We start from the raw sequence: 21,250 nt of genomic DNA on the forward strand, positions 1-21,250 counted from the left end.
CCGGTAATGACGACCCCCGGAAACGGGCAGGGCTCCGCCGACGCGGCGGTCCGTGTCCAGGACCTCTGCATCACCTTTCCGACACTGGACGGCGACGTCCACGCCGTCGACGGGCTCTCCTTCGAGGTGGCCCGCGGGGGCGCCCTGGGCATCGTCGGCGAGTCCGGGTCCGGCAAGAGCGCGACCTCGCTGGCGCTGATGGGCCTGCACCGCGGCACCAAGGCCAAGATCACCGGCGAGATCTCGGTGGCCGGCACCGACATCGTCACCGCGTCCAACGACCGGATCCGGCAGATGCGCGGCAACGAGATCGCCATGGTCTTCCAGGACCCGATGTCCTCGCTGCACCCGCAGTACACCATCGGCGACCAGCTCATCGAGGCCTACCGGACGCACAACCCCAAGGCCGCCAAGGCCGAGGCGAAGAAGCGCGCCATCGAGTCGCTGGACCGGGTGGGCATCCCCGAGCCGGCCCGCCGGATCAACTCCTACCCGCACGAGTTCTCCGGCGGCATGCGCCAGCGCGTGGTCATCGCGATGGCGCTGATGTGCGACCCGACGGTGCTGCTGGCCGACGAGCCGACCACCGCCCTGGACGTCACCGTGCAGGCGCAGATCCTCGACCTCCTCGACGACCTCCGCCGCGACCTGAACATGTCGCTCATCCTGGTCAGCCACGACCTCGCGGTGGTGGCCGGCTCGGTCGACGAGGTCCTGGTGATGCAGAAGGGCAAGGCGGTCGAGCACGGCGACGTCCGCCAGGTGCTCTCCGAGCCCGAGCACCCCTACACCCGGGCGCTGCTCGCCGCGGTGCCCCGGGTCGAGGTCTCGCGCGCCCAGCGCCGCGCCGAGGTCCGCGCCGATCGGGCCAAGGCCGAGGGGCGGGAGCTCCCGGCCGAGGACGCGGAGAAGAAGGAGCAGGAGAAGGCGGCCGAGGCCCCGGCGGGCACCGGGACCGCGGCGAGCCCGGCGGGCGACGGCGCCTGGACCCCGGACCAGCCGCTGCTCAAGGCCGAGGACCTGGTGATGAAGTTCAAGGTCCGCGGCGGCGCCTTCGGCCGCTCCTCGGACTTCTTCGCGGTCAAGAACGCCTCCTTCGAGCTGTACAAGGGCGAGACGCTCGGCATCGTGGGCGAGTCCGGGTCGGGCAAGTCCACCCTGTCCCGGATGGTCATGCGGCTGCTCCAGCCCACCTCGGGCAAGGTCGTCTTCGAGGGCCGCGACATCACCCGGATCTCCGAGCGGCAGCTCCGGCCGCTCCGCCGGGACGTGCAGATGGTCTTCCAGAACCCCTACTCCTCGCTCAACCCCCGGGTCACCATCGGCGACTCGATCGGCACCGCGCTGCGGGTGCAGGGCGAGAAGGACACCAAGCAGATCAAGCAGCGGGTGCAGGAGCTGCTGGAGCGGGTCGGGCTGGAGCCGCGGCACTACAACCGCTTCCCGCACGCCTTCTCCGGCGGCCAGCGCCAGCGCATCGCGATCGCCCGCGCGCTGATCCTCCGCCCCAAGCTGGTCATCTGCGACGAGCCGGTCTCCGCGCTGGACGTCTCCACCCAGGACCAGGTGCTGCGCCTGCTGTCGGAGCTGCAGGACGACTTCGACCTCACCTACATCTTCGTCGCCCACGACCTCGCGGTGGTCCGCCAGGTCAGCGACCGGGTCGCGGTGATGCGCAAGGGCGAGATCGTGGAGATGAGCGACAGCGACAGCGTGTACGAGTCCCCGCAGGACGAGTACACCCGCTCGCTGCTGAACGCGGCGCCGGTGCTCGACCCCGACGAGGCGCGGGCCCACCGCGCGGAGCGGATCCGGCTCCGGGCCGAGAAGTCCACGGCGGCCTGACCGGCACCGGGGAGGAGCGGCCGCGGAGAAGCGCGCGGAACCGCGGAGAACGGGAGAGCGAGAGAGGGGCGCCGCGCGGACCGGTCCGCGCGGCGCCCCTCTCTCCTTCCGAGGGCCCCGGGTCAGTTCGCCCGGCGGCCGGTCAGCCCCCAGGCGAGCAGCGCCGCCCCGACGCCGGCCTGGACCAGCTGGAACGCCCGGGGCGGGTCGAACGCCGCGGCGGTGAACAGCGCGGGCAGGTACTGCGCGCCGAGGGAGAGGACGGCGACGGTGAGCAGCACGCCCCCCGCCCACAGCGCCGTGGTCGACCCCCGGCGCCCGGCACCGCGCTCGGGGGCGCCGTTCCCGGGGGCGCCGGGACGGGCCGCGGCCGGTTCCGCCGCCGGCGCCCCGGGGCCCGCGGGGGCCGCCGCCGCGGAGACCGGCACCGGCCGCTCCCGGGCCTCCTCCCCGTCCCCGCCGGTCAGGGCGGACAGGATCCCCCACGCCGCGATCACCGTGTTCCAGAACATGACGATCCCCAGCGGGGTGAAGTAGCCGTTCAGCACGGCGGTGCGCTCCGGGTCCCCGGTGAACAGGATGAGCCCGACCAGCACGGCGGCGCCGATGGCGCAGGCCAGGGTGGTCTGCAGCCAGCCGAGCGCCTCGCGGCGGATCGCGGGGGCGCCCTTCCTCGGCGGCCGGGCCGGCGGCGGGCCGCCCGCGAAGCGGTGCGCGAACCGGACGTCCGCCCAGCGGATGACGGTGTGGCCGAAGGCCACGGTGAAGCCGAGGTACAGGGCGCCCAGCCCGTGGCCGAGCTCGGCGGTTCCGCCGCCGGCCAGGTGCAGGGCGATCGCGCCCAGCAGCACCACGTCCAGCACCGGGACCGAGAGCAGCAGCGCGGTGCTGGTCCTGGGCATCCGCAGCAGGTAGCGGACGGCCAGCCCGCCCAGCACCAGGACCCAGAACAGGACCTCGCAGGCCAGGATGAAGGCCACGATCATCGGGAAGCGCCTCCTGCACGTCTCTCGCCAAGGACCCGGGGACCGGATCACCGCGATCCTCCCGCGCGGGCCCGGCGCGGTCATCGGCGGAGGCGAGGAGATCGCCGTACGACCTTCGGAGTACGCGTCGGCCGTGCGGACATGCTGGGATGGACCCCGTGAGAACGATCCGCGGCCCCCTGGACCCCGACCGCCGGCTGCTCGGCGGCCGGCTCTACCTCGGCAGCCTGCTCTGGGCGTGCGGCCAGTTCGCCCTGGGGCTGCTGCTCCTCCGGGTGGGCCTCTACATCCAGCACTCCAACACCGAGCCCGCCGTCCTGCTCTGCACGCTCACCGCGATCTGCCTGCTGGTCCTGGTGCGCCGGACCCGGCCCGGCGCGGCCCTGGTCGCCGGGTTCGCGGTGCTCGCGGTGGACATGTGGTTCGGCCCCTCCAGCGGGGTGCTGCTGAGCTTCGGCGACCTGCTCTACGCCGCGTGCGCACTGGGCGGCCGGCGCACCATGTGGACCGCCGCGGTGGGCGTCGGACTGCTCTCCGCCACCGCCGCGGTGCTGCTCGTCTGGGTGATGTTCTTCCGCACCGAGGGCGGCCTGGCCGGCTTCCTCCAGGGGGTCGGCCTGTTCGCGCTGCTCTTCGTCACCCCGATGATCACCGGGCTGACCGTGCGCGAGCACCGGGAGCGGGCCGAGCTCCTCCGCCGCCAGGCCGAGCAGCGGGTGCGCCTGGCCGAGCTGGACCGCGCCGGCGCGATCACCGAGGAGCGCGGCCGGGTCGCCCGGGAGCTGCACGACGTCATCGCCAACCACCTCAGCGCCGTCGCGGTGCAGTCCACCGCGGCGCTCTCCCGCCGCGACCTCGACCCCGAGCGGACCCGCCGGGTGCTGGAGATCGTCCGGGACAACAGCGTGCAGGGGCTGGAGGAGATGCGCCGGATGATCGGCGTGCTGCGGGCCGGAAACGGCGAGGCCGACCCTGCGGCGCCCCGGCTCAGCGAGACCGACCTGCTGGTGCGCACCGCGCGCGAGGCGGGCCTGGAGGTGGAGGCGGAGGTGCGCGGCACCCCCCGTGCCCTCCCGGCCCAGGTCGAGGCGGCCGCCTACCGGGTCGTCCAGGAGGCGCTCACCAACGCGCTGCGCTACGCCGAACCGGCCCGGGCCGGGGTGGCGGTGGAGTACCCTCCGGCGCCGGGCGCGGCCCCGGACCGGCTGGTGGTGCAGGTGGACAACCCGGTCGGCGGGGAGCCGGGGGAGCGGTGGGACGGCGGCGGCGCCGGGGTCGGCCTGGTCGGCATGCGCGAGCGCGCCGTGCTGCTGGGCGGCGACTTCTCCGCCGGACCGGTGGGCGACGGGACCTGGCGGGTGCGGGTCGAGCTGCCGTGCGGCGGGGAGAGCGGCGGCGGGACCGGCGGGACCGGCGGGACCGGCGGGACCGGCGGGCGGAGCGGCGAGGGCGGCGGAGCGGAGGCGGGCCGATGATCAGGGTCGTGGTGGCGGAGGACCAGTGGGCGGTCCGCTCGGGGCTGGTGATGATCCTCGAAGGCGCCCCCGACATCGAGGTGGTGGCCGAGGCCGGGGACGGCGAGGAGGCGGTCGCGGCGGTCCGCCGCACCGGCCCCGACGTGGTGCTGATGGACGTGCGGATGCCGCGCAAGGACGGCATCGCCGCGGCCCGCGAGCTGGCCGGCACCTCCACCGACGTCCTCGTGCTGACCACCTTCGACCTGGACGAGTACGTGTTCGGCGCACTGCGCGCCGGGGCCGCCGGGTTCCTGCTGAAGAACATCGAGGCCGACGCGCTGATCGAGGCGGTCCGGGTGGTCGCCCGGGGCGACGGGATGATCGCCCCGGCGGTGACCAGGCGGCTCATCGCCGAGTTCGCCGGCCCCGGGCCCGGGGCCGCGCCGGAGCGGCCCCGGGTGGCCCCGGAGGCCCTCGCCGACCTCACCGCCCGCGAGCGCGAGGTGCTGGCCTGCATCGGCGAGGGCCTGTCCAACCGGCAGATCGCGCGCAGGCTCGGAATCACCGAGACCACCACCAAGACCCACGTCAGCCGGATCCTCACCAAGCTGGACCTGCGCAGCCGGGTGCAGGCCGCGATCGTCGCCCAGGAGAGCCCCGGCCTGCACGGCGGCCCCCCTGGGCGATGATCCCGGCGTCGCCGCCGCCCCGAAGCCGGTCGGGGCGGCGACGGCGCCGGGACCGGCGGGAGGGAGCGGCCGGCGGGGCGCCGTTCCGGGGCCGGCCGCCCTTCCCCCGCCGGCTAGGCGCGGACCGGGACCAGGGCGGCGATCAGCGCCTCCACCCCTTCGCCGAACTGGCGGGCGTGGTCGACGGGGACGTCGCGGAGCGCGGTGACGGTGGGGAACCGGCCGTCCAGGGCGGCGGGCGACGGGCTCTCCAGGCCCCGGGAGCGGACCTCGCGGACCACCGCGCCGGTGACGTAGGACTCGAAGGCCGCGGCGGCGGAGACCACCGCGCCGCCGTCCAGGCCCGCCTCGGCGAAGGCGCCGTAGAGCAGCTCGGTGGAGCGCAGCGCGGGTACGGTGTCCGGCTGCCGGTTGATCAGCAGCTGCAGCGCGCCGGCGTGGCGGAGCAGGGCGGAGCGGTAGCGGTGCGCCCAGACCCGGAGCCGCTCGTCCCAGGGGATGTCCTCCGGCTCCTCCGCGCGCTCCTCCGGTTCCTCCGGGTCCCCCTCCCCGTCCCGCTCCGCGGCGGCCTCCTCCTCGGGGTCGGGGCGGTCCAGGTCGATGATGTAGGCGGCGATCGCATCGAAGAGCTGCTCCTTGCCGAGCGGGAAGTGGTGGTAGACCGCCATCGCCTCCACCTCCAGCGCGTCGCCGAGGCGGCGCATGGTCAGGCGGCGCAGCCCCTGGCCGTCGATGATGCGGAGGGCCTCGATGATGATCCGGTCGGTGCTCAGACCTGCGTTGTTACGGCTCACAAGCGATCAGCCTAGGCATACGCCGTAAAGTCCGCCACCGGTTCCGGATGACGGCACGCCCTACCCGAAGTGACGCCGGGCACACTATGGTTGATGCGCCCGCCGTCCGGGAACGCCGCGGAGGCGCGGCGGGCGCGTCGACCGCGAACGAGAGTGAGGAGCCTCGGAGTGGGTTGGGGACCGATCGGCCGCAAGGGCGATGAGAACCTGCGGCGCCGCCGCGAGGAGGACGAGCGCAGCGCCGGGCGCCTGCCCGGGCTGCTGGCGGAGGTGTCCGAAGCCGAGCGGGCGCTGGTCGCCGCGCAGGACGCGGGGGCGGGCGCCGAGGAGATGAACCGGCTCGGCACGGCGCTGGACGCGGCGCTCACCGCGGCGATGCGCGCCGCCTACGCCGAGGAGCGTCTGCTGGTCGGGGCGCGCGGCTACACCGACCGGATCTACCGGCGCAAGCGCCTGGCCCGCCCGGACGTGCGCGCCGCCACCGAGCGCGCCGAGCTGCTGCTCACCGCCAGGGAGACGCACCGCCTGCACGGCGTGCAGCGGATTCCGCGCCGCCCCGCCGGGGTCTGAGGATGCGCGCCCCTCCCCGCGATGGCAGGATCTAGGGGAGGGGTCGGCCCGGTGCCGCGCCCCGGCCGGACCGCCCGCACCCGGCGGCCGGCCGCGCAAGCCCCGCGGACGCGCGGGGGCGGACGACGACGGCAGGACCGACAGTGGCGACCGACGGGCCCGATTTCATCCGCATCGACCCAGAGTCCAAGGTGCCCCCCTACGAGCAGATCCGCTCCGCGGTCGCCAACGCCGCGGCCGAGGGGGAGATCCCGGTCGGCTACAAGCTGCCCACCGTGCGCGCCCTGGCCGGGCACCTGTCGGTCGCGGTGAACACCGTGGCCCGGGCCTACCGGGAGCTGGAGCAGGCCGGCGTACTGGAGACCCGGGGCCGCTCCGGCACCTTCGTCGCCGCCGGCGGCGACGACCAGCGCGCGGAGGCGGTCACCGCGGCCCGCGCCTACGCCGACGTCGTCTCCCGGCTGGGCCTGCAGCGCAAGGAGGCGCTGGACATCGTGGCCGCGGCCCTGCTCCAGTCCGGCGGCGTCCCGGACCCGGACCGCCGCACCCCCGCCGCGGACCGCTGACCGCCCCGCGCCCCTTCCCCGCCCCGAAGGCCGCCGACGGGAGAAGCCCGGCGTGCGCGGGAGAACACCCGATCCCCTCCCCGACGGCTCCGCGGCGCGGCCCCGGCACCGCCGCCAGGCGGCGCGCTCCATCGGGGCCGATCGCCGGCCCCTCCTCTCCGCGCCCGGGAGGGTCCCGGGCGGCGCCGGCGGCCCGGCCGCCGACGCGGGGCCCTGAGGGCAGGGCGCGGTGACGGCGGAGCAGGCCGGGTGCCGAGGCGGGCGCCGGGGCGCGGTTCCGGGTCAGTCTCCGGGCGGGCCGTCGTCGAGCAGGCGCGGCGCCACCTCGGCGATGGTGCGCTCCAGGTCCTCCAGTGTGGTCGACCCGTGCAGCAGCAGGACCAGCTCCTGGGTCCAGACCTCGTGCAGGGCGCGGGCGAGCAGCCGGGCCCGCTCCGAGGGGGACTCGGCGGTCTCCGGCCCGTAGGCGCTGTACAGCACGACCGAGGTGAGCCGGTCCTGGACGGCCGAGCGCCAGTCCACCACCGAGGCGTCGGCCGAGTTCGCGGCGCGCAGCATCGCGTCGGCGAGTTCGGGCTCGCGCAGGATCCAGCGGGCGGTGCGGACCAGTACGCCCGCGGCGCGCTCCCCGGGGCTCTCCCCGAGCAGCGGCCGCCGCCGGATCGAGGCGTCCAGGGAGGCGATCTCCCCGGCCAGCACCGCGACCATCAGGTGCGTCTTGGACGGGTAGTAGCGGTACAGCGTGGCCAGCGCGACGTCGGCCCGCTCGGCCACGTCGCGCATGTGCACGCTCTCCAGGCCGCCGCGGGCGGCGAGCGCGGCCGCGGCCCGGGTGATCCGCTCGCGCCGCCGCCGCTCGTTGCGCTCCCTGGCGGTGAGGTGCTGCTCGGCGTGGTGCGCGCTCACGTTCTCCCCGGGTCTGCGAAGGGGCTGCGGGTGGGCCCCGGTGCGTCGCGGCAGGCCTCCGCCGCGGTGCCGCGGAAGGCCGGCGCGGGGGGCGGTCGGCCCCCGGCTGGATCGGCGTCCGCTACGTTAGCGCAGCCGCCCCCGGAGCGCCGCCTCCGCGCCCCCGCCGCGGTTTCGCGGCGCGATCCCGCGGCGGTGCCGAGGCGGGTCCGCGGGCCCTGCACCGCGGTCGTGCGCCGCGCCGGGGCGGGCGGGGGAGGGGCCTCGGCGGGGAGGTCAGCGGCGGCCCAGGCCGACCACGGCGATCAGATAGAGCATGAGCATGCCGAGCCAGGAGAGCAGTACCCCGGCGGGCCCCAGCAGCCCTCCGGAGACCGCGGTCAGCGGGATGGACAGCACCATCGCGATCAGCCCGAGGATGAGGCGGGGGCTCTTCCACTGCTCGTCGTAGCTCACCCGCTGCTTCGGCTCCCTCCCGCCCAGCCGGCCCGCCAGGTGGGCGTCGACGCGCGCCTCAACGGCGGAGTCGATCCGCTCGACGAGCGAGGCGGCGATCGCGTCGTCGTAGTCGGGGCCGAGCTCCCGGCTGGTCTGCAGGGCGGCCGCCACCTCGTCGCGAGGGGCCTTCGGCGGGGTCTGTCGCTCCATGCCGCCATTGTCCACCCGGGCGGGCCCCGGTACCCGCCGGCTCAGGGGACGACCAGGGAAGAATCAGGGTTCCCCGATCCCGGGCCCTGCCCCTCCCCGGTCACCGCGGAAGGGCGGCGCGGAAAAGGCCCCGCGCCCGCCGGGGGCGGGCGCGGGGCCTAAGGAGTGTTCGGTTGTGCCGCCTCCGGCGGGGTCAGCTGGCGAAGTCCAGCAGCTGCCGGGCCCGGCTGGGGTGGCGGAGCTTGGACAGCGACTGCTTCTCCAGCTGGCGGATGCGCTCCCGGGTCAGCCCGAGGTGCTTGCCGATCTCGTCGAGGGTCCGCGGGCGGCCGTCCATCAGGCCGAACCGCAGCGACATGATGGTCGCCTCGCGCGGCTCCAGGTCCTCCAGGGCCCGGCGCAGCTGGTCGGCCATGAGCTGGCGGTCGACCACCTCGGAGGCCTCGGAGGCGTCGATGTCCTCGATGAGGTCGCCGATCCGGGTCTCGCCGTCCTCGCCGATGGTGGAGTCGAGGCTGATCGGCTGGCGGGTGACGCGCAGCAGCTCCTCGATCTGGGCCGGGGTCTTGTCCAGCTCGTGGGCGAGCTCCTCGGGGGAGGGTTCGCGCCCCAGGGTCTGGTGCATCTCCCGCTCCAGCCTGCTCACCTTGCTGAGCAGTTCGAGCACGTGCACCGGGAGCCGGATGGTGCGGGCGGAGTCGGCGAAGCCGCGCTGTATGGCCTGCCGGATCCACCACATGGCGTAGGTGGAGAACTTGTAGCCCTTGGCGTAGTCGAACTTCTCCACCGCGCGGATCAGCCCGAGGTTGCCCTCCTGGACCACGTCCAGCAGGGACATGCCGCGGTCGCTGTACTTCTTGGCGACCGAGACCACCAGCCGCAGGTTGGCCTCCAGCATGTGCTGCTTGGCCTGGCGGCCGTCCTCGGCGATCGACTCCAGGTCGGCCCGCTCGGCGTCGCCGAGCGCCTCGGGGGCCGGCGAACCGGGGAGGTTGCCCAGCAGGTGGTCGGCGTACAGGCCGGCCTCGATCCGCTTGGACAGGTCCACCTCCTGCTCGGCGGTGAGCAGCTGGCGGCGGCCGATCGCCTTCAGGTAGGTGTGGACGGAGTCGCCCATGGCGGGGGACTGGTCGTCGAGGTCGGCCTCGACCTCGCCGCCGGAGGCCTTGGCGCCCTTGCCGCGCGCGGCGGGGGCCTTCACCATGTCCAGTGCCTCTTCGAGGGCCTCGTCCTCGGTGTCGGCGTCCACCGACTCCACTCCGGAGGCGTCCTCGCCGTTGGCGAGCCGCACCCCGGCGTCGGTGAGCTCACGCAGGATGGAGCGGCCGTCGGACGGGCTGATGCCCGCTGCGGAGAACGCGCCCCGGAGCTCCGCCAGGGACAGGTGTCCCTGCGAGCGCCCCCGGGTGATCAGCTCGTTGAGAGCCGCCGATGCGGCGTCCCCGGTCTCCGTGATCGCAGGAGAAGTGGCTAGGGCAGTGCGCGTCATGAAGGCACCTCCCTCCCTTCCAAGACGTGAGGCGCGCGGCGACCTCTGGAACCGCCGACTCGGCGCGCCATTATGTCTAACGTGTCAGAGAGTCAAATGTTCCCGGTCTCGATTGGATATCGTCCGCCGTGGAACACATCACGGTCGCGGGTGTTCCGACCGGTCCGCAGAGCAGGTAGGGCGCTGCCTCGCGCATCGGCGGGGGAACCCGGGGTTCGCACCACCGACCTCCTGGGGGCGACTCAGGGACTGGGTGTCCTGATAGACGCCTCCGGCGCGCCGGAAGTTCCCTCGATCCGCCGATTCGGTGGATTCCCCCCGGTTCGCCCCGGGGATCCGGGGCCGGTTCAGCCCTCGGCCGCGGGCTCCGCGGGGGCGGCCGCCCGCAGCGCGGCCAGGTCGGGCTTGCCCGAGGCCAGCAGCGGGAGCCGGGGGCGCAGCTCCAGCTCGCGCGGGGCCGCGTAGCGGGGCAGCCGGGCGCGCACCGCGGCGCGGAGCTCCTCCAGCGCAGGCGGGCGGTCCGGGTCGGCGGGGACCACCACCGCGGCGACCCGCTCGCCCCACTCCGGGTCGGGCCGGCCCACCACCGCGGCCTCGGCGACCCCGGGCAGGTCCGCCAGGACCCCGGCGACCTCCCCGGCGACCACCTTGTGCCCGCCGGTGTTGATCACGTCGTCGATCCGGCCGCGGATCCGCAGCCGGCCGCCGGCGTCCAGCTCCCCCAGGTCGCCGGTGCGGAACCGGATCCGGCCCCCGGCGTCGGCCACCAGGTGCTCGGCGGTGGCCCCGGGCGCGAGCCGGTACCCGGAGAACAGCACCGGCCCGGAGAGCAGCACCCGCCCGGTGCCGTCCGTCTCGGCGCGCACCCCGTCCAGCGGGACCCCGTCGTAGACGCAGCCGCCGCAGGTCTCGCTCATCCCGTAGGTGGTGGCCACCCGGCCGCCGGCCGCGCGGGCCGCCTCCAGCAGCGGGGCCTCGGCCGCCGCCCCGCCCAGCAGGATCGAACCGAACAGCGACAGGTCGGCGCCGTGCGCCAGCAGCCGGCGCAGCTGGGTGGGGACCAGCGACACGTGCGGGCGGCGGTACCCGGCCGCCGCCTCCGCCAGCGCGGCCGGGTCGAACGGGACGTGCACCGCCTCGGTGCCGCCGACCAGCGCCCGCAGCACCACCTGGAGCCCGGAGATGTGCGCGGTGGGCAGGGTGCACAGCCAGGTGTCGCCGGGGCGCGCGCCCACCCGCGCGCTGGAGGCGCGCGCCGAGTGCAGCAGCGCGGAGGCGGGCAGCACCGCGCCCTTCGGCGTCCCGGTGGAGCCGGAGGTCGCGATGGTCAGGGCGGTGCCGCCGGCGACCGGCTCGCCGCCGGGCAGCTCCCGCACGCCGTCCGGGGTGCGCAGGGAGGAGGGGCGCATCGCCTCCAGCAGGGTGCGCAGCCGGGGCTCGGGAAGGGAGGCGTCGAGCGGCAGCAGTGCCGGACCGGACCCGTCGAGCGCGGCGGAGAGGAGTTCGGTGAGCTGCCCTGGGGCCAGGCCCATGACGGCCTGGAGTGGTCGTTCCTGCACGGCCCCCAAGGGTATCGGGCCGCTCGCGGGCCTGCGCCGCGGCCCGGACGCGCGGGTCCGGCCGCCGGGGCTGCGTACGGTTCCGCAGCTCGGGACTACTAAGGTTGACGTGATTCGACCGCCCGGTGTCCGGCCCTCGGAGCGGCCCGGATGCGCGGCGGACGCGTGAGTTCCAGTGAGGAGATGACGAAGATCGTGAGTGGCGTCGATTGGAAGCGGTCGGGCGAGTACACCGACATCGTTTACGAGACCGCCGAGGGCATCGCCAAGATCACGATCAACCGGCCCGAGGTGCACAACGCCTTCCGCCCGCAGACCCTGTTCGAGCTGCAGCAGGCCTTCAACATCGCGCGGGACGACTCCGAGGTCGGGGTGATCATCTTCACCGGGGCCGGGGATCAGGCGTTCTGCTCGGGCGGGGACCAGAAGATCCGCGGCGAGGACGGCTACCTGGGCGATGACGCGGTGGCCCGCCAGGGCATCGGCCGGCTCAACGTGCTGGACCTGCAGGTGCAGATCCGGCGGCTGCCCAAGCCGGTGATCTGCATGGTGGCCGGGTGGTCCATCGGCGGCGGCAACGTGCTGCAGGTCTGCTGCGACCTGACCATCGCCGCCGACAACGCGAAGTTCGGCCAGACCGGGCCGAAGGTGGGCTCCTTCGACGGCGGGTACGGGTCCTGGCTGCTGGCCCAGACGGTGGGGCTGAAGAAGGCGCGCGAGATCTGGTACCTGTGCCGCCAGTACAGCGCCCAGGAGGCCCTGGACATGGGCATGGTCAACACCGTGGTGCCGCTGGAGCGCCTCGAAGAGGAGACCGTGGCCTGGGCGCGGGAGATGCTGGAGAAGTCCCCGCTGGCGCTGCGGATGGTCAAGGGCGCGATCAACGCGGTCAGCGACGGTGCGGCGGGGATGCAGCAGTTCGCCGGGGACGCGACGATGCTCTACTACATGAGCGAGGAGGCCCAGGAGGGCCGGGACGCGTTCAAAGAGAAGCGGCGTCCGGAGTTCGACCGCTTCCCCCGCAGGCCCTAGCAGAACCCGGCCCCGGCCCCGCGCGGGCCGGGGCGGCCGCGCCCCCGACCGCGGCCGAGAGCTGACGATGGGAGGCGGCCGGGATGACCGGTGCCGACGCGCTGGGCCGCGCGTTCTCCGTCCCGATGCGGACCCGGTTCCGCGGGGTGGAGGTGCGCGAGGGACTGCTGGTGCGCGGCCCCGCGGGGTGGGGCGAGTTCTCGCCGTTCCCCGAGTACGGGCCCCAGGAGTGCGCCCGCTGGTGGGCCGCCTGCGACGAGGCGGCCCGGGTCGGCTGGCCGGAGCCGGTACGCGACCGGGTCCCGGTGAACGTCACCGTCCCCGCGGTCGGCCCGGAGCAGGCGGCCCGGATCGTCGCCGCGGGCGGCTGCCGCACCGCCAAGGTGAAGGTCGCCGAGACCGGCCAGGACCCGGCCGAGGACATCGACCGGGTCGAGGCGGTGCGCGACGCGATCGGCCCCTCCGGCCGGATCCGGGTGGACGCCAACGGCGGCTGGGACGCCGAAACCGCGGTCCGCATGGTCCGCGAGCTGGACCGCTTCGGCCTGGAGTACGTCGAGCAGCCCTGCCGCACCCTGGAAGAACTGGGCGAGGTGCGCCGCCGCACCTCGGTCCCGGTCGCCGCGGACGAGTCGATCCGCAAGGCGGCCGACCCGCTCCGGGTCCGCGCCGCCGAGGCGGCCGACATCGTGGTGCTCAAGGTCCAGCCGCTGGGCGGGGTGCGCCCCGCACTGCGGGTGGCCGAGGCGTGCGGGCTGCCGGTGGTGGTCTCCAGCGCCGTCGAGACGTCGGTGGGCCTCGCCGCCGGCGTCGCCCTGGCCGCCGCCCTGCCCGAGCTGCCCTACGCCTGCGGGCTGGCCACCCTGCAGCTGCTGGAGCGGGACGTGGCCGACCGGCCGCTGCTGCCCGAGGACGGGTACCTCCCGGTCCGCCGCCCCCGGGTCGACCCCGGTCGGCTGGCCGAGGTGGAGGCCGACCCGGGCCCGTGGCGGTCCCGGATGGCCGCGGCGCGGGAGGCGGCCGCCGGCTGAGTGGGAGCCGTCGCACACGCCCAGCGGGTACGGTCGGCTCGGCGAGAAGCGTTGTCCAAGGTGGCCGTTGTCCAGGATGAAGGGGTGCGGGCACCCTCCGATACCCGCCCCGTACCCGACGATTTGAGAGCAGTGCTGGATGAATCCGTCAACCGCCTTGGCGCGCGTCTTCGTCGATGAGCTGGCCCGGTGCGGGCTGGCCGAGGCGGTCATCGCGCCGGGGTCGCGCTCCACACCGCTGGCGCTGGCCCTGGTCGCCCACCCCGGGATCCGGGTGCACGTCCGCATCGACGAGCGCTCCGCCGGGTTCTGCGCGCTCGGCCTGGCGCGCGCCTCGCGCCGCCCGGTCGTGCTGGTCTGCACCTCCGGGACCGCGGCCGCGAACTTCCACCCCGCGGTGATGGAGGCCGACCACGGCGGGGTCCCGCTGCTGGTGCTCACCGCCGACCGGCCCCCCGAGCTGCGCGACACCGGCGCCAACCAGACCGTGGACCAGATCCGCCTCTTCGGCACCGCGGTCCGCTTCTTCGCCGAGGTCGGCGTCGCCGAGGCGGTGCCCGGGATGACGGCCTACTGGCGCTCGCTGGCCTGCCGGGCCTGGGCCGAGACCGGGAGCGGCCGCCCCGGGCCGGTCCACCTCAACATGGCGTTCCGCGAGCCGCTGGTGCCCGGGGCGGACTGCACCCCGGACTGGCCCGAACCGCTGGACGGCCGCCCCGGCGGCGCCCCCTGGACCTCGGCCGGCCCCGTCCCGGGCGAGCCGGCCCCGGTGCCGCTGCCCGCGGTGGAGCGCGGCGCGATCGTGTGCGGCGACGGCGACTACGACCCCGTCCCCTACCTCGCGCTCTCCGCGGCCACCGGGTGGCCGCTGCTGGCGGAGCCGACCTCCAACGCGCGCCGGTCCGATGCGCTCTCCGCCTACCGGCAGCTGCTCGCCGCCCCGGCCTTCGCCGCCGGGCACGCGCCCGACCTGGTCGTCACGGTCGGCCGCCCCGGCCTCTCCCGCCAGCTGATGTCCTTCCTGCGCTCCGCCCGGCGGCACATCGCGGTCGGCGACCCGCGGTACTTCGCCGACCCGGTGCGCACCGCCTGCGAGGCGGTGCCCGCGGTGGCGCCCCCGCCCGGCGCCGCGCCGGACACCGCCTGGGCGGCGTCCTGGCGGGCCGCCGAGGAGGCGGCGCGCACCGCGATGGACGCGCTGCTCGACGCGGAGGAGGCGCTGAGCGAGCCGCGGCTGGCCCGGGACCTGGCCGCGCGGCTGCCCGCCGGGTCGCTGCTGTTCGCCGGCTCCAGCATGCCGGTGCGCGACCTGGACGCGGCGATGGCGCCCCGGTGCGGGCTGCGGATCATCGGCAACCGCGGCGTCAGCGGCATCGACGGGACCGTGTCCACCGCCGTCGGCGCGGCCCTGGCGCACCAGGGCGAGGGCGGCGGCCGCGGCTACGCCCTCCTCGGCGACCTGGCCCTGCTGCACGACCAGAACGGCCTGGTCATCGGCCCCGGCGAGCCCCGGCCGGAGCTGAGCGTGGTGGTGGTCAACAACAACGGCGGCGGCATCTTCTCCGGGCTGGAGCAGGCCGGCCACCCCGACTTCGAGCGGGTCTTCGGCACCCCGCACGGGGTGTCCATGGAGCGGGTGGCGGCCATGGCGGACATCCCCTACACCCGGCTGGAGTGGGCGAGCGACCTGCCCAAGGCGCTGCTCGGCGACGGGCTGCGGATGATCGAGGTGCGCACCGGCCGGAGCGACTCCGCGGAGCTGCGCGCCCGCATGCAGGAGGCGGTGGAGCGGGCCCTGGCCGGCTGACCCGTCCGACCTGTCCCCGCCGCCCCGACCACGGGGGGGGAGGGCGCCGAACGGGCAGGCGAGCGGACCGGCCGCGGGCGGCCCGCCCGTCTCCGGACGCCTCCTCGCGCCCGGCCGGCCGCCCCGGTGCTCCCGCCGAGCCCCGGCCCGTTTCCGGCCGGGGAGGGGCGACCGGCCGCCGGGGTCGGAGACGGCCGGTCCGGATCACCGGCTCAGAGGTTGATCATGTGCCCGGCCAGGCCGTGCACCGCCTCCTTGACCGCCTCGCTGAGCGAGGGGTGCGCGTGCACGTTGCGGGCCACCTCGTGCACGGTCAGGTCCCACTGCTGGGCCAGGGTGAGCTCGGGCAGCAGCTCGGTGACCTCCGGGCCGATCATGTGCGCGCCGAGCAGCTCGCCGTACTTGCCGTCGGAGAGCACCTTGACGAACCCGCGGGTGTCGCCGAGGCCGTGCGCCTTGCCGTTGGCCATGATCGGGAACTTCGCCACCTGCACGTCGAACCCGGCCTCGCGGGCCTGGGCCTCGGTGTAGCCGAACGAGGCGATCTGCGGCTGGCAGTAGGTGGCCCGGGGGATCATCCGGAAGTCGATCTCCTGGGTCTCCGCCCCGGCGATGGTCTCCGCGGCGATGATGCCCATCGCCTCGGCGGTGTGCGCCAGCATGAGCTTGGCGGTGACGTCGCCGATGGCGTAGATCCCGGAGGTGCTGGTGCGGCCGCGCGCGTCGACGTCGATCGCGCCGCGCTCGGTCAGCTTGACCCCGGCGGCCTCCAGGCCGTACCCCTCGGTGTTCGGCGCGAAGCCGATGGCCTGCAGCAGCCGGTCGGCCTCCAGGGTGCGCGAGGCGCCGTCCGGGCCGGTGACGGTGGCGCGGACCCGGCCGCCGTCCTCCTCCACCGACTCGACCCGGGTCGAGGTGAGCACCTCCACGCCGAGCCGCTTGTAGTGCCGGGCCAGCTCCTTGGAGACCTCCTCGTCCTCGGTGGGCACCATCCGGTCGAGGAACTCCACGATGGTGACCTTCGCGCCGTAGTTGGCCAGCACGTAGGCGAACTCCACGCCGATCGCGCCGGCGCCGGCGATGATGATGCTCTCCGGGACCTCGTCGCTGAGGATCTGCTCCTCGTAGGTGACCACGCGCTCGGAGAGCGAGGTGCCGGGGAGCAGCCGCGGCGAGGCGCCGGCCGCGATGATCGCGTTGTCGAAGGAGACCTCGGTCTCCGAGCCGTCCTCGGCGCGCACCCGCAGGCTCCGGTCGCCGGTGAACGTCCCGCGCCCGTGCAGCTCGGTGATGCCGTTCTTCTTCATCAGGAAGTGGACGCCCTTGACCCGGCCGTCGGCCACGTCGCGGCTGCGCGAGTGGGCCTTGCCGTAGTCGAAGCTGACGCCGTCCCCGAACGAGATGCCGAAGGCGTCGGCCTCCCGGTTGAGGATGTAGGCCAGCTCGGCGTTGCGCAGCAGCGCCTTGGAGGGGATGCAGCCCACGTTGAGGCAGACGCCGCCCCAGTATTTCTCCTCGACGACCGCGGTGGACAGCCCGAGCTGCGCGGCGCGGATCGCGGCGACGTAGCCGCCCGGTCCTGCGCCGAGGACGACCACGTCGAAGTGCTGTGCCATGTCGGCTCTCCTCATCGGGCGCCCGGGGCGCCCGTCCGTGCGGGGTGGCTGTGCGGCGAAAGGTCCGACCAATCGCCGTTGACGGCAGGCTATTCCCGTCCTCGGCCGGGAGTGAAGCACGACCGCCCTCCGGTGTCGAGCATCACAGACCGGGGCCCGGCGCTGGTATACCGTCGTCGGCATGGCCCATGTGCTGCACATGACCGAACTCGAACGCTGGACGGCCGGCGGCGACGTCGAAGCCGAGTCCCTGCGCACCCAGGGGTTCGTGCACGCCTCCCCGGACGAGCCGACGCTGCTGGCGGTCGCCAACACCCTCTACACCGGGGCGGCGGGGCAGCTCGTCGCGCTCGTCGTGGACACCGCCGCGCTGGACGCCGAGGTCCGCTGGGAGGCCGCCGACCCGGCGCCGCCGCCCGGCGTCCCGGACGGCGTGCTCTTCCCGCACGTCTACGGCCCGATCCGGCGGAGCGCCGTGACCGGGGTGCGCTACCTGCGCCGCGGCCCGTGGGGCGAGTACACCGCGGCGGAGGAGCGCTCGCCCACCGCCGAGGCCCTGGACCTGCTGCCGCACCCGGAGGGCGGCTGGTACCGGCAGACCTGGTGCGCCGCCCCGAAGGTCCGGCCGGAGGGCTACCCGGGGTCCCGGCCCACCGCCACCGGCATCCACTTCCTGCTCCACCCGGGGGAGGAGTCCCGCTGGCACCGGGTCCGCTCCGACGAGGTGTGGGTGTTCAACCGGGGCGGGCCGCTCCGGATCGACTTCGGCGGCGCCGGGAGGGCCCCGGAGCCGGCCGGATCCGCGGTGCTGGGCCCGGCGGTCGAGGACGGCGAGCTGCTCCAGGTCCTCGTCCCGGCCGGCACCTGGCAGGCCGCCCGGCCGGTCTCCGATCGGGAGACCGTGGTCAGCTGCTTCGTCTCCCCGGGCTTCGACTTCGCCGACTTCCAGGCGGTCCCGGACTGACCCGGCGAACGCCCCCGGATCCCCGGCGATCTCGACGCGGCGGCTTCGTCGACGCGGTTCGCCGGGGCCGCAGCGTCGAGATCGCGGGGGAAGGCGCGGCGGTCAGTCGGTGAGGGCCTCGCGCATCACGCGGAACTTGGAGTCGGCCTCGGCGGTCTCGGCCGCCGGGTCGGAGTCGGCCACGATGCCGCAGCCGGCGAAGAGCCGGGCGCGGGAGCCGGAGACCTCCGCGCAGCGCAGCGCGATGCCCCACTCCCCGCGGTCCCGGCCGTCGACCCAGCCGACGGGGCCGGCGTAGCGGGCGCGGTCCATCCGCTCCAGTTCCCGGATGGCCTCGACCGCCTCGGCGGTGGGCGTCCCGCCGACGGCCGCGGTCGGGTGCAGGGCGGCCACCGCGTCCAGGGAGGAGACGCCCGAGCGCAGCTCGGCCGAGGCGGGGGAGGCCAGGTGCTGGACGTTGGCCAGCCGCAGCAGGCCGGGGCGCTCGGGGGCCTCCACCCGCTCCGCGATCGGGGCGAGCGTGCGGCGCAGCGAGTCGATGGCGTAGGCGTGCTCCTCCAGGTCCTTGGCGGAGCCCTGGAGGTCGGCGGCGAGCCGGGCGTCCTCGGCGGGGTCGGCGCCGCGCGGCCGGGTGCCGGCCAGCACCAGCGAGCTCAGCCGCTCGTCGTACCGGCGCAGCAGCAGCTCCGGGGTGGCCCCCAGGATGCCGTCGATGGAGAAGGTGAAGCAGTCCGGGTACCGCTCGGAGAGCCGCTCCAGCAGGGTGCGCGGGTCGATGCCGCGCTCGGCGTCGGCGACCAGGTCGCGGGCGAGCACGGCCTTGCGCAGGGCGCCGCCGCGGATCCGGCGCACCGCCTCGGCCACCGCGCCGCCCCAGGCATCCGCGGACAGCGCCCCCTCGCCCCAGGTGACCGGGCCGACCGGGCGGGGCGGGGTGCGCGGCGCGGACAGCTCCGCCGGGTGCGCGCCGGCCCGGTGCCCGCCGATCGTGGTCAGCCAGGTGCGGCCGTCCCGCCGCCCCACCACCACGCTCGGTACCACCAGGGCCGACCCGCTCGACCGCGGGTCGAAGGTGAACGCGCCGAACGCCACCGGCCCGGTGCCCGGCAGGTCGACCGGGTCGTCCACGGCCGCGCCGTCGAACAGCTCGGCCAGCCTCCGCGCGCCCTCGGTGAACCGGGAGGTGCCCTGCGGGTCCTCCTCGGCCGGGAGGTCGATCCGCGCGGCCCGGCCCCAGCCCACCAGCCCCTCACCGGAGCGCAGCCAGCACAGCGGCGCGGAGGCGGGCAGGTGGTTCAGCAGCCCGCGCCGGTCGCGCAGCTCGACGGTGCGCACGGTCAGGCGGGGCGGGGAATCGAAGGCGGCGTCCACGCACCAGAGTCTAGAAGCAGCCGGGGGCAATCGGGTCGAATCGGCGCGTTCCGCCGTGGTCCGGGTGCTCCCCGGCCGCGGCTACCCTGTCCCGGGGACCGCCGGAGAACGGGGGATGCGGAGTGCGGAAGACGGGCAGGCGGAGATGGGCGCGGTGGGCCGCGCCCGCCGTCGCCGCAGGGCTGCTCGCGGGCTGCACCGCCCCGCCGGCCGGCGGCGGCCGCACCGGGGAGGAGGCGGACGCCGCCGCGCCGGAGCCGATCCCCGCCGAGTGCGAGGAGGCCGCCGAGCACCCCAAGCGGCAGATGCGCGGCGCCTGGCTGACCACGGTGCGCAACCTCGACTGGCCCTCCGCCGACGACCTGAGCGCCGAGGAGCAGAAGGAGGAGCTGCGCGAGCGCCTCGACGGCGCCGCCGCGCTCGGCCTGAACACCGTCTTCTTCCAGGCCCGCCCGACCGCGGACGCGGTGTACGAGTCGGAGAAGGAGCCCTGGGCCCGCTACCTCACCGGGAAGCAGGGCGGCGACCCCGGCTACGACCCGCTGGAGTTCGCCGTCGAGGAGGCGCACGCCCGCGGCCTGGAACTGCACGCCTGGTTCAACCCCTACCGGGTCGGCTGGAAGGACCCCGACCTGGAGGGCCTGGCAGACGACCACCCGGCGAAGGAGCACCCGGACTGGCTCGTCACCTACGACGACCAGGGGTGGCTCGACCCGGGCGACCCCGAGGTCCAGGAGTGGGTCTCCGACGTGGTGCTCGACGTGGTGGACCGCTACGACGTCGACGGCGTCCACTTCGACGACTACTTCTACCCCTACCCGGCCGAAGGGGAGGACGACTTCGACGACGACGCCAGCTGGGAGGCGCACGGCGACGGCTTCGACGACCGGGCCGACTGGCGCCGGGCCAACGTGGACGCGCTGCTCGCCGACATCCACGGCCGGATCGGCGAGACCAAGCCGTGGGTCCGCTTCGGGGTGAGCCCCTTCGGGATCTACCGCAACGCCGCCAGCGACCCCACCGGCTCCGACACCAAGGGCCTGGAGTCCTACTCCGCCCAGTACGCCGACACCCGGTCCTGGATCGAGCAGGGCAGCGTCGACTACCTCGTGCCGCAGATCTACTGGGAGCGCGGCTTCGGCACCGCCGACTACGAGGAGCTCGTCCCGTGGTGGGCCGAAGAGGTCGAGGGGACCGGCGTGGACCTCTACATCGGCCAGGCCGCCTACCGGGTCGGCGAGGACGGCTGGAAGGGCGACGACGCGCTCGCCCGCCAGCTCGACTTCAACCTGGAGCACCCCCAGGTCGGCGGGGACGTCTACTACGGGATGCGCGACGTGCTGGGCAAGGCCGAGAAGGCGATGGAGCGCCTCGGCGAGGACCACTACGCCGCCCCCGCGCTGCCCCCGGAGGCCGGCGGGGGCGACGGGCGCCCGGAGGCGCCCGCCGGGCTCAGCGCCGAGCGGAACGGCTCCGGCGGGGTCGCACTGGACTGGGAGCCGGTGGAGGGCGCCCGGAGCTACGCGGTCTACCGGCTGCCCGCGGACGCCCCCGACGACCCCTGCGAACTGGCCGGACGGGACCGGCTCATCGGGGTGGCCGGCTCGCCCGGCTTCACCGACGAGGAGGCCGGTTCCGGGGCGTACCGGTACCACGTGACGGCGCTGGACCGCTACCGGGCGGAGAGCGCCCCCGGCGGCGGCGCCGAGGTCCCCGCGTCCGGGGACCGGGCCGCAGAGGACTGACCCCGGCCCCCGGCCCCTCCGGAAGCGGGCCGCCGGGTGACCGAGATGCCACCCCGGGGTGAGGCCGGCCCTTTCCGAGGCCGCCCCCGGCCCCCCGGAGGGCGGGACACCGCTCCGCCGCCTCCGCCCGGCCGGGCGCGCCGGGCGTCCGGCCGCGCCTCCGGCGGCCTCCGCG

18 protein-coding genes are annotated in these 21,250 nt (G+C 75.4%); 10 read left to right on the plus strand and 8 right to left on the minus strand.

The genetic code is table 11. From position 1 onward, the window contains the following. Nucleotides 1-6 precede the first annotated feature (6 nt). The gene (locus tag D459_RS0120170; protein ID WP_017594812.1) at nucleotides 7-1,845 is read left to right on the plus strand and encodes a dipeptide ABC transporter ATP-binding protein; all 1,839 of its coding nucleotides are present in this window, start codon (nucleotides 7-9) and stop codon (nucleotides 1,843-1,845) included. Between the two features lie 122 nt (nucleotides 1,846-1,967). Here D459_RS0120170 and D459_RS0120175 read toward each other — a convergent pair whose 3' ends face one another. Next, nucleotides 1,968-2,831, minus strand: a complete 864-nt coding sequence (locus tag D459_RS0120175) for a hypothetical protein (RefSeq protein WP_017594813.1) — start codon at nucleotides 2,829-2,831, stop codon at nucleotides 1,968-1,970. 149 nt (nucleotides 2,832-2,980) lie between these two features. Here D459_RS0120175 and D459_RS0120180 point away from each other — a divergent pair, with 149 nt between their 5' ends. Together D459_RS0120180 and D459_RS0120185 are read left to right on the plus strand one after the other, a co-directional pair. Further along, the gene (locus D459_RS0120180) at nucleotides 2,981-4,306 is read left to right on the plus strand and encodes a sensor histidine kinase (RefSeq protein ID WP_017594814.1); all 1,326 of its coding nucleotides are present in this window, start codon (nucleotides 2,981-2,983) and stop codon (nucleotides 4,304-4,306) included. After that, complete coding sequence (locus D459_RS0120185; protein WP_026120582.1) at nucleotides 4,303-4,977, plus strand: response regulator; 675 nt, start codon at nucleotides 4,303-4,305, stop codon at nucleotides 4,975-4,977. Before D459_RS0120180 ends, D459_RS0120185 begins: the two co-directional genes overlap by 4 nt. Nucleotides 4,978-5,090: 113 nt before the next feature. Here D459_RS0120185 and D459_RS0120190 read toward each other — a convergent pair whose 3' ends face one another. Further along, nucleotides 5,091-5,771 carry a TetR/AcrR family transcriptional regulator gene (locus D459_RS0120190; RefSeq protein ID WP_017594816.1) on the minus strand — a complete coding sequence of 227 codons (681 nt, stop codon included), beginning with the start codon at nucleotides 5,769-5,771 and terminating at the stop codon, nucleotides 5,091-5,093. Nucleotides 5,772-5,939: 168 nt separating this feature from the next. Between D459_RS0120190 and D459_RS0120195 the strand changes: the two genes are divergently transcribed. Together D459_RS0120195 and D459_RS0120200 are read left to right on the plus strand one after the other, a co-directional pair. After that, on the plus strand, nucleotides 5,940-6,341 hold the full coding sequence (locus D459_RS0120195) for a hypothetical protein (protein ID WP_017594817.1): 402 nt from the start codon (nucleotides 5,940-5,942) through the stop codon (nucleotides 6,339-6,341). A 143-nt stretch (nucleotides 6,342-6,484) separates the two neighbouring features. Next, on the plus strand, nucleotides 6,485-6,907 hold the full coding sequence (locus D459_RS0120200; protein WP_017594818.1) for a GntR family transcriptional regulator: 423 nt from the start codon (nucleotides 6,485-6,487) through the stop codon (nucleotides 6,905-6,907). Between the two features lie 282 nt (nucleotides 6,908-7,189). On the opposite strand, the gene D459_RS0120205 is transcribed toward D459_RS0120200, so the two are convergent. From D459_RS0120205 to D459_RS0120220, 4 genes are all read right to left on the minus strand, one after another. After that, a complete protein-coding gene (locus D459_RS0120205; RefSeq protein ID WP_017594819.1) occupies nucleotides 7,190-7,813 on the minus strand; it encodes a TetR family transcriptional regulator in 624 nt (207 codons plus the stop codon). A 276-nt stretch (nucleotides 7,814-8,089) separates the two neighbouring features. Then, nucleotides 8,090-8,461: a hypothetical protein gene (locus D459_RS0120210; protein ID WP_017594820.1), complete on the minus strand. Its 372-nt coding sequence runs from the start codon at nucleotides 8,459-8,461 to the stop codon at nucleotides 8,090-8,092. 193 nt (nucleotides 8,462-8,654) lie between these two features. Continuing rightward, nucleotides 8,655-9,950, minus strand: coding sequence for an RNA polymerase sigma factor (locus D459_RS0120215; RefSeq protein ID WP_017594821.1), 1,296 nt, complete (start codon nucleotides 9,948-9,950; stop codon nucleotides 8,655-8,657). Nucleotides 9,951-10,297: 347 nt separating this feature from the next. Continuing rightward, complete coding sequence (locus tag D459_RS0120220; RefSeq protein WP_017594822.1) at nucleotides 10,298-11,482, minus strand: AMP-binding protein; 1,185 nt, start codon at nucleotides 11,480-11,482, stop codon at nucleotides 10,298-10,300. 219 nt (nucleotides 11,483-11,701) lie between these two features. Here D459_RS0120220 and menB point away from each other — a divergent pair, with 219 nt between their 5' ends. The 3 genes from menB to menD all read left to right on the plus strand — a co-directional run bounded on the left by menB (nucleotide 11,702) and on the right by menD (nucleotide 15,379). Beyond that, entirely contained in the window at nucleotides 11,702-12,541 is an 840-nt protein-coding gene (gene menB / locus D459_RS0120225) for a 1,4-dihydroxy-2-naphthoyl-CoA synthase (RefSeq protein ID WP_026120583.1), read from the plus strand. Nucleotides 12,542-12,624: 83 nt separating this feature from the next. After that, nucleotides 12,625-13,572, plus strand: a complete 948-nt coding sequence (locus D459_RS0120230) for an o-succinylbenzoate synthase (RefSeq protein ID WP_017594824.1) — start codon at nucleotides 12,625-12,627, stop codon at nucleotides 13,570-13,572. Between the two features lie 139 nt (nucleotides 13,573-13,711). Then, nucleotides 13,712-15,379, plus strand: a complete 1,668-nt coding sequence (gene menD / locus D459_RS0120235; protein ID WP_026120584.1) for a 2-succinyl-5-enolpyruvyl-6-hydroxy-3-cyclohexene-1-carboxylic-acid synthase — start codon at nucleotides 13,712-13,714, stop codon at nucleotides 15,377-15,379. 212 nt (nucleotides 15,380-15,591) lie between these two features. Here the strand turns inward: menD and lpdA are convergent, their stop codons facing one another. Next, entirely contained in the window at nucleotides 15,592-16,995 is a 1,404-nt protein-coding gene (gene lpdA, locus D459_RS0120240; RefSeq protein WP_017594826.1) for a dihydrolipoyl dehydrogenase, read from the minus strand. A gap of 181 nt (nucleotides 16,996-17,176) precedes the next feature. Here lpdA and D459_RS0120245 point away from each other — a divergent pair, with 181 nt between their 5' ends. Then, the gene (locus D459_RS0120245) at nucleotides 17,177-17,959 is read left to right on the plus strand and encodes a cupin domain-containing protein (RefSeq protein ID WP_017594827.1); all 783 of its coding nucleotides are present in this window, start codon (nucleotides 17,177-17,179) and stop codon (nucleotides 17,957-17,959) included. 102 nt (nucleotides 17,960-18,061) lie between these two features. On the opposite strand, the gene D459_RS0120250 is transcribed toward D459_RS0120245, so the two are convergent. Next, nucleotides 18,062-19,330 (minus strand): isochorismate synthase, encoded by a 1,269-nt coding sequence (locus tag D459_RS0120250; RefSeq protein ID WP_017594828.1) that lies wholly within the window; start codon nucleotides 19,328-19,330, stop codon nucleotides 18,062-18,064. A gap of 122 nt (nucleotides 19,331-19,452) precedes the next feature. Here D459_RS0120250 and D459_RS0120255 point away from each other — a divergent pair, with 122 nt between their 5' ends. Next, complete coding sequence (locus D459_RS0120255) at nucleotides 19,453-21,075, plus strand: glycoside hydrolase family 10 protein (protein ID WP_017594829.1); 1,623 nt, start codon at nucleotides 19,453-19,455, stop codon at nucleotides 21,073-21,075. Nucleotides 21,076-21,250: the final 175 nt, after the last annotated feature.

This window comes from Nocardiopsis potens DSM 45234, assembly GCF_000341105.1.
GTDB classification, from domain to species: domain Bacteria; phylum Actinomycetota; class Actinomycetes; order Streptosporangiales; family Streptosporangiaceae; genus Nocardiopsis_A; species Nocardiopsis_A potens.

Bases quoted from the DNA above. Each gene is read 5' to 3' on its own strand.
- D459_RS0120170 (WP_017594812.1), top strand. From the start codon at position 7: ATGACGACCCCCGGAAACGGGCAGGGCTCCGCCGACGCGGCGGTCCGT.
- D459_RS0120175 (WP_017594813.1), bottom strand. From the start codon at position 2,831: ATGATCGTGGCCTTCATCCTGGCCTGCGAGGTCCTGTTCTGGGTCCTG.
- D459_RS0120180 (WP_017594814.1), top strand. From the start codon at position 2,981: ATGGACCCCGTGAGAACGATCCGCGGCCCCCTGGACCCCGACCGCCGG.
- D459_RS0120185 (WP_026120582.1), top strand. From the start codon at position 4,303: ATGATCAGGGTCGTGGTGGCGGAGGACCAGTGGGCGGTCCGCTCGGGG.
- D459_RS0120210 (WP_017594820.1), bottom strand. From the start codon at position 8,461: ATGGAGCGACAGACCCCGCCGAAGGCCCCTCGCGACGAGGTGGCGGCC.
- D459_RS0120215 (WP_017594821.1), bottom strand. From the start codon at position 9,950: ATGACGCGCACTGCCCTAGCCACTTCTCCTGCGATCACGGAGACCGGG.
- D459_RS0120220 (WP_017594822.1), bottom strand. From the start codon at position 11,482: ATGGGCCTGGCCCCAGGGCAGCTCACCGAACTCCTCTCCGCCGCGCTC.
- D459_RS0120230 (WP_017594824.1), top strand. From the start codon at position 12,625: ATGACCGGTGCCGACGCGCTGGGCCGCGCGTTCTCCGTCCCGATGCGG.
- menD (WP_026120584.1), top strand. From the start codon at position 13,712: ATGAATCCGTCAACCGCCTTGGCGCGCGTCTTCGTCGATGAGCTGGCC.
- lpdA (WP_017594826.1), bottom strand. From the start codon at position 16,995: ATGGCACAGCACTTCGACGTGGTCGTCCTCGGCGCAGGACCGGGCGGC.
- D459_RS0120245 (WP_017594827.1), top strand. From the start codon at position 17,177: ATGGCCCATGTGCTGCACATGACCGAACTCGAACGCTGGACGGCCGGC.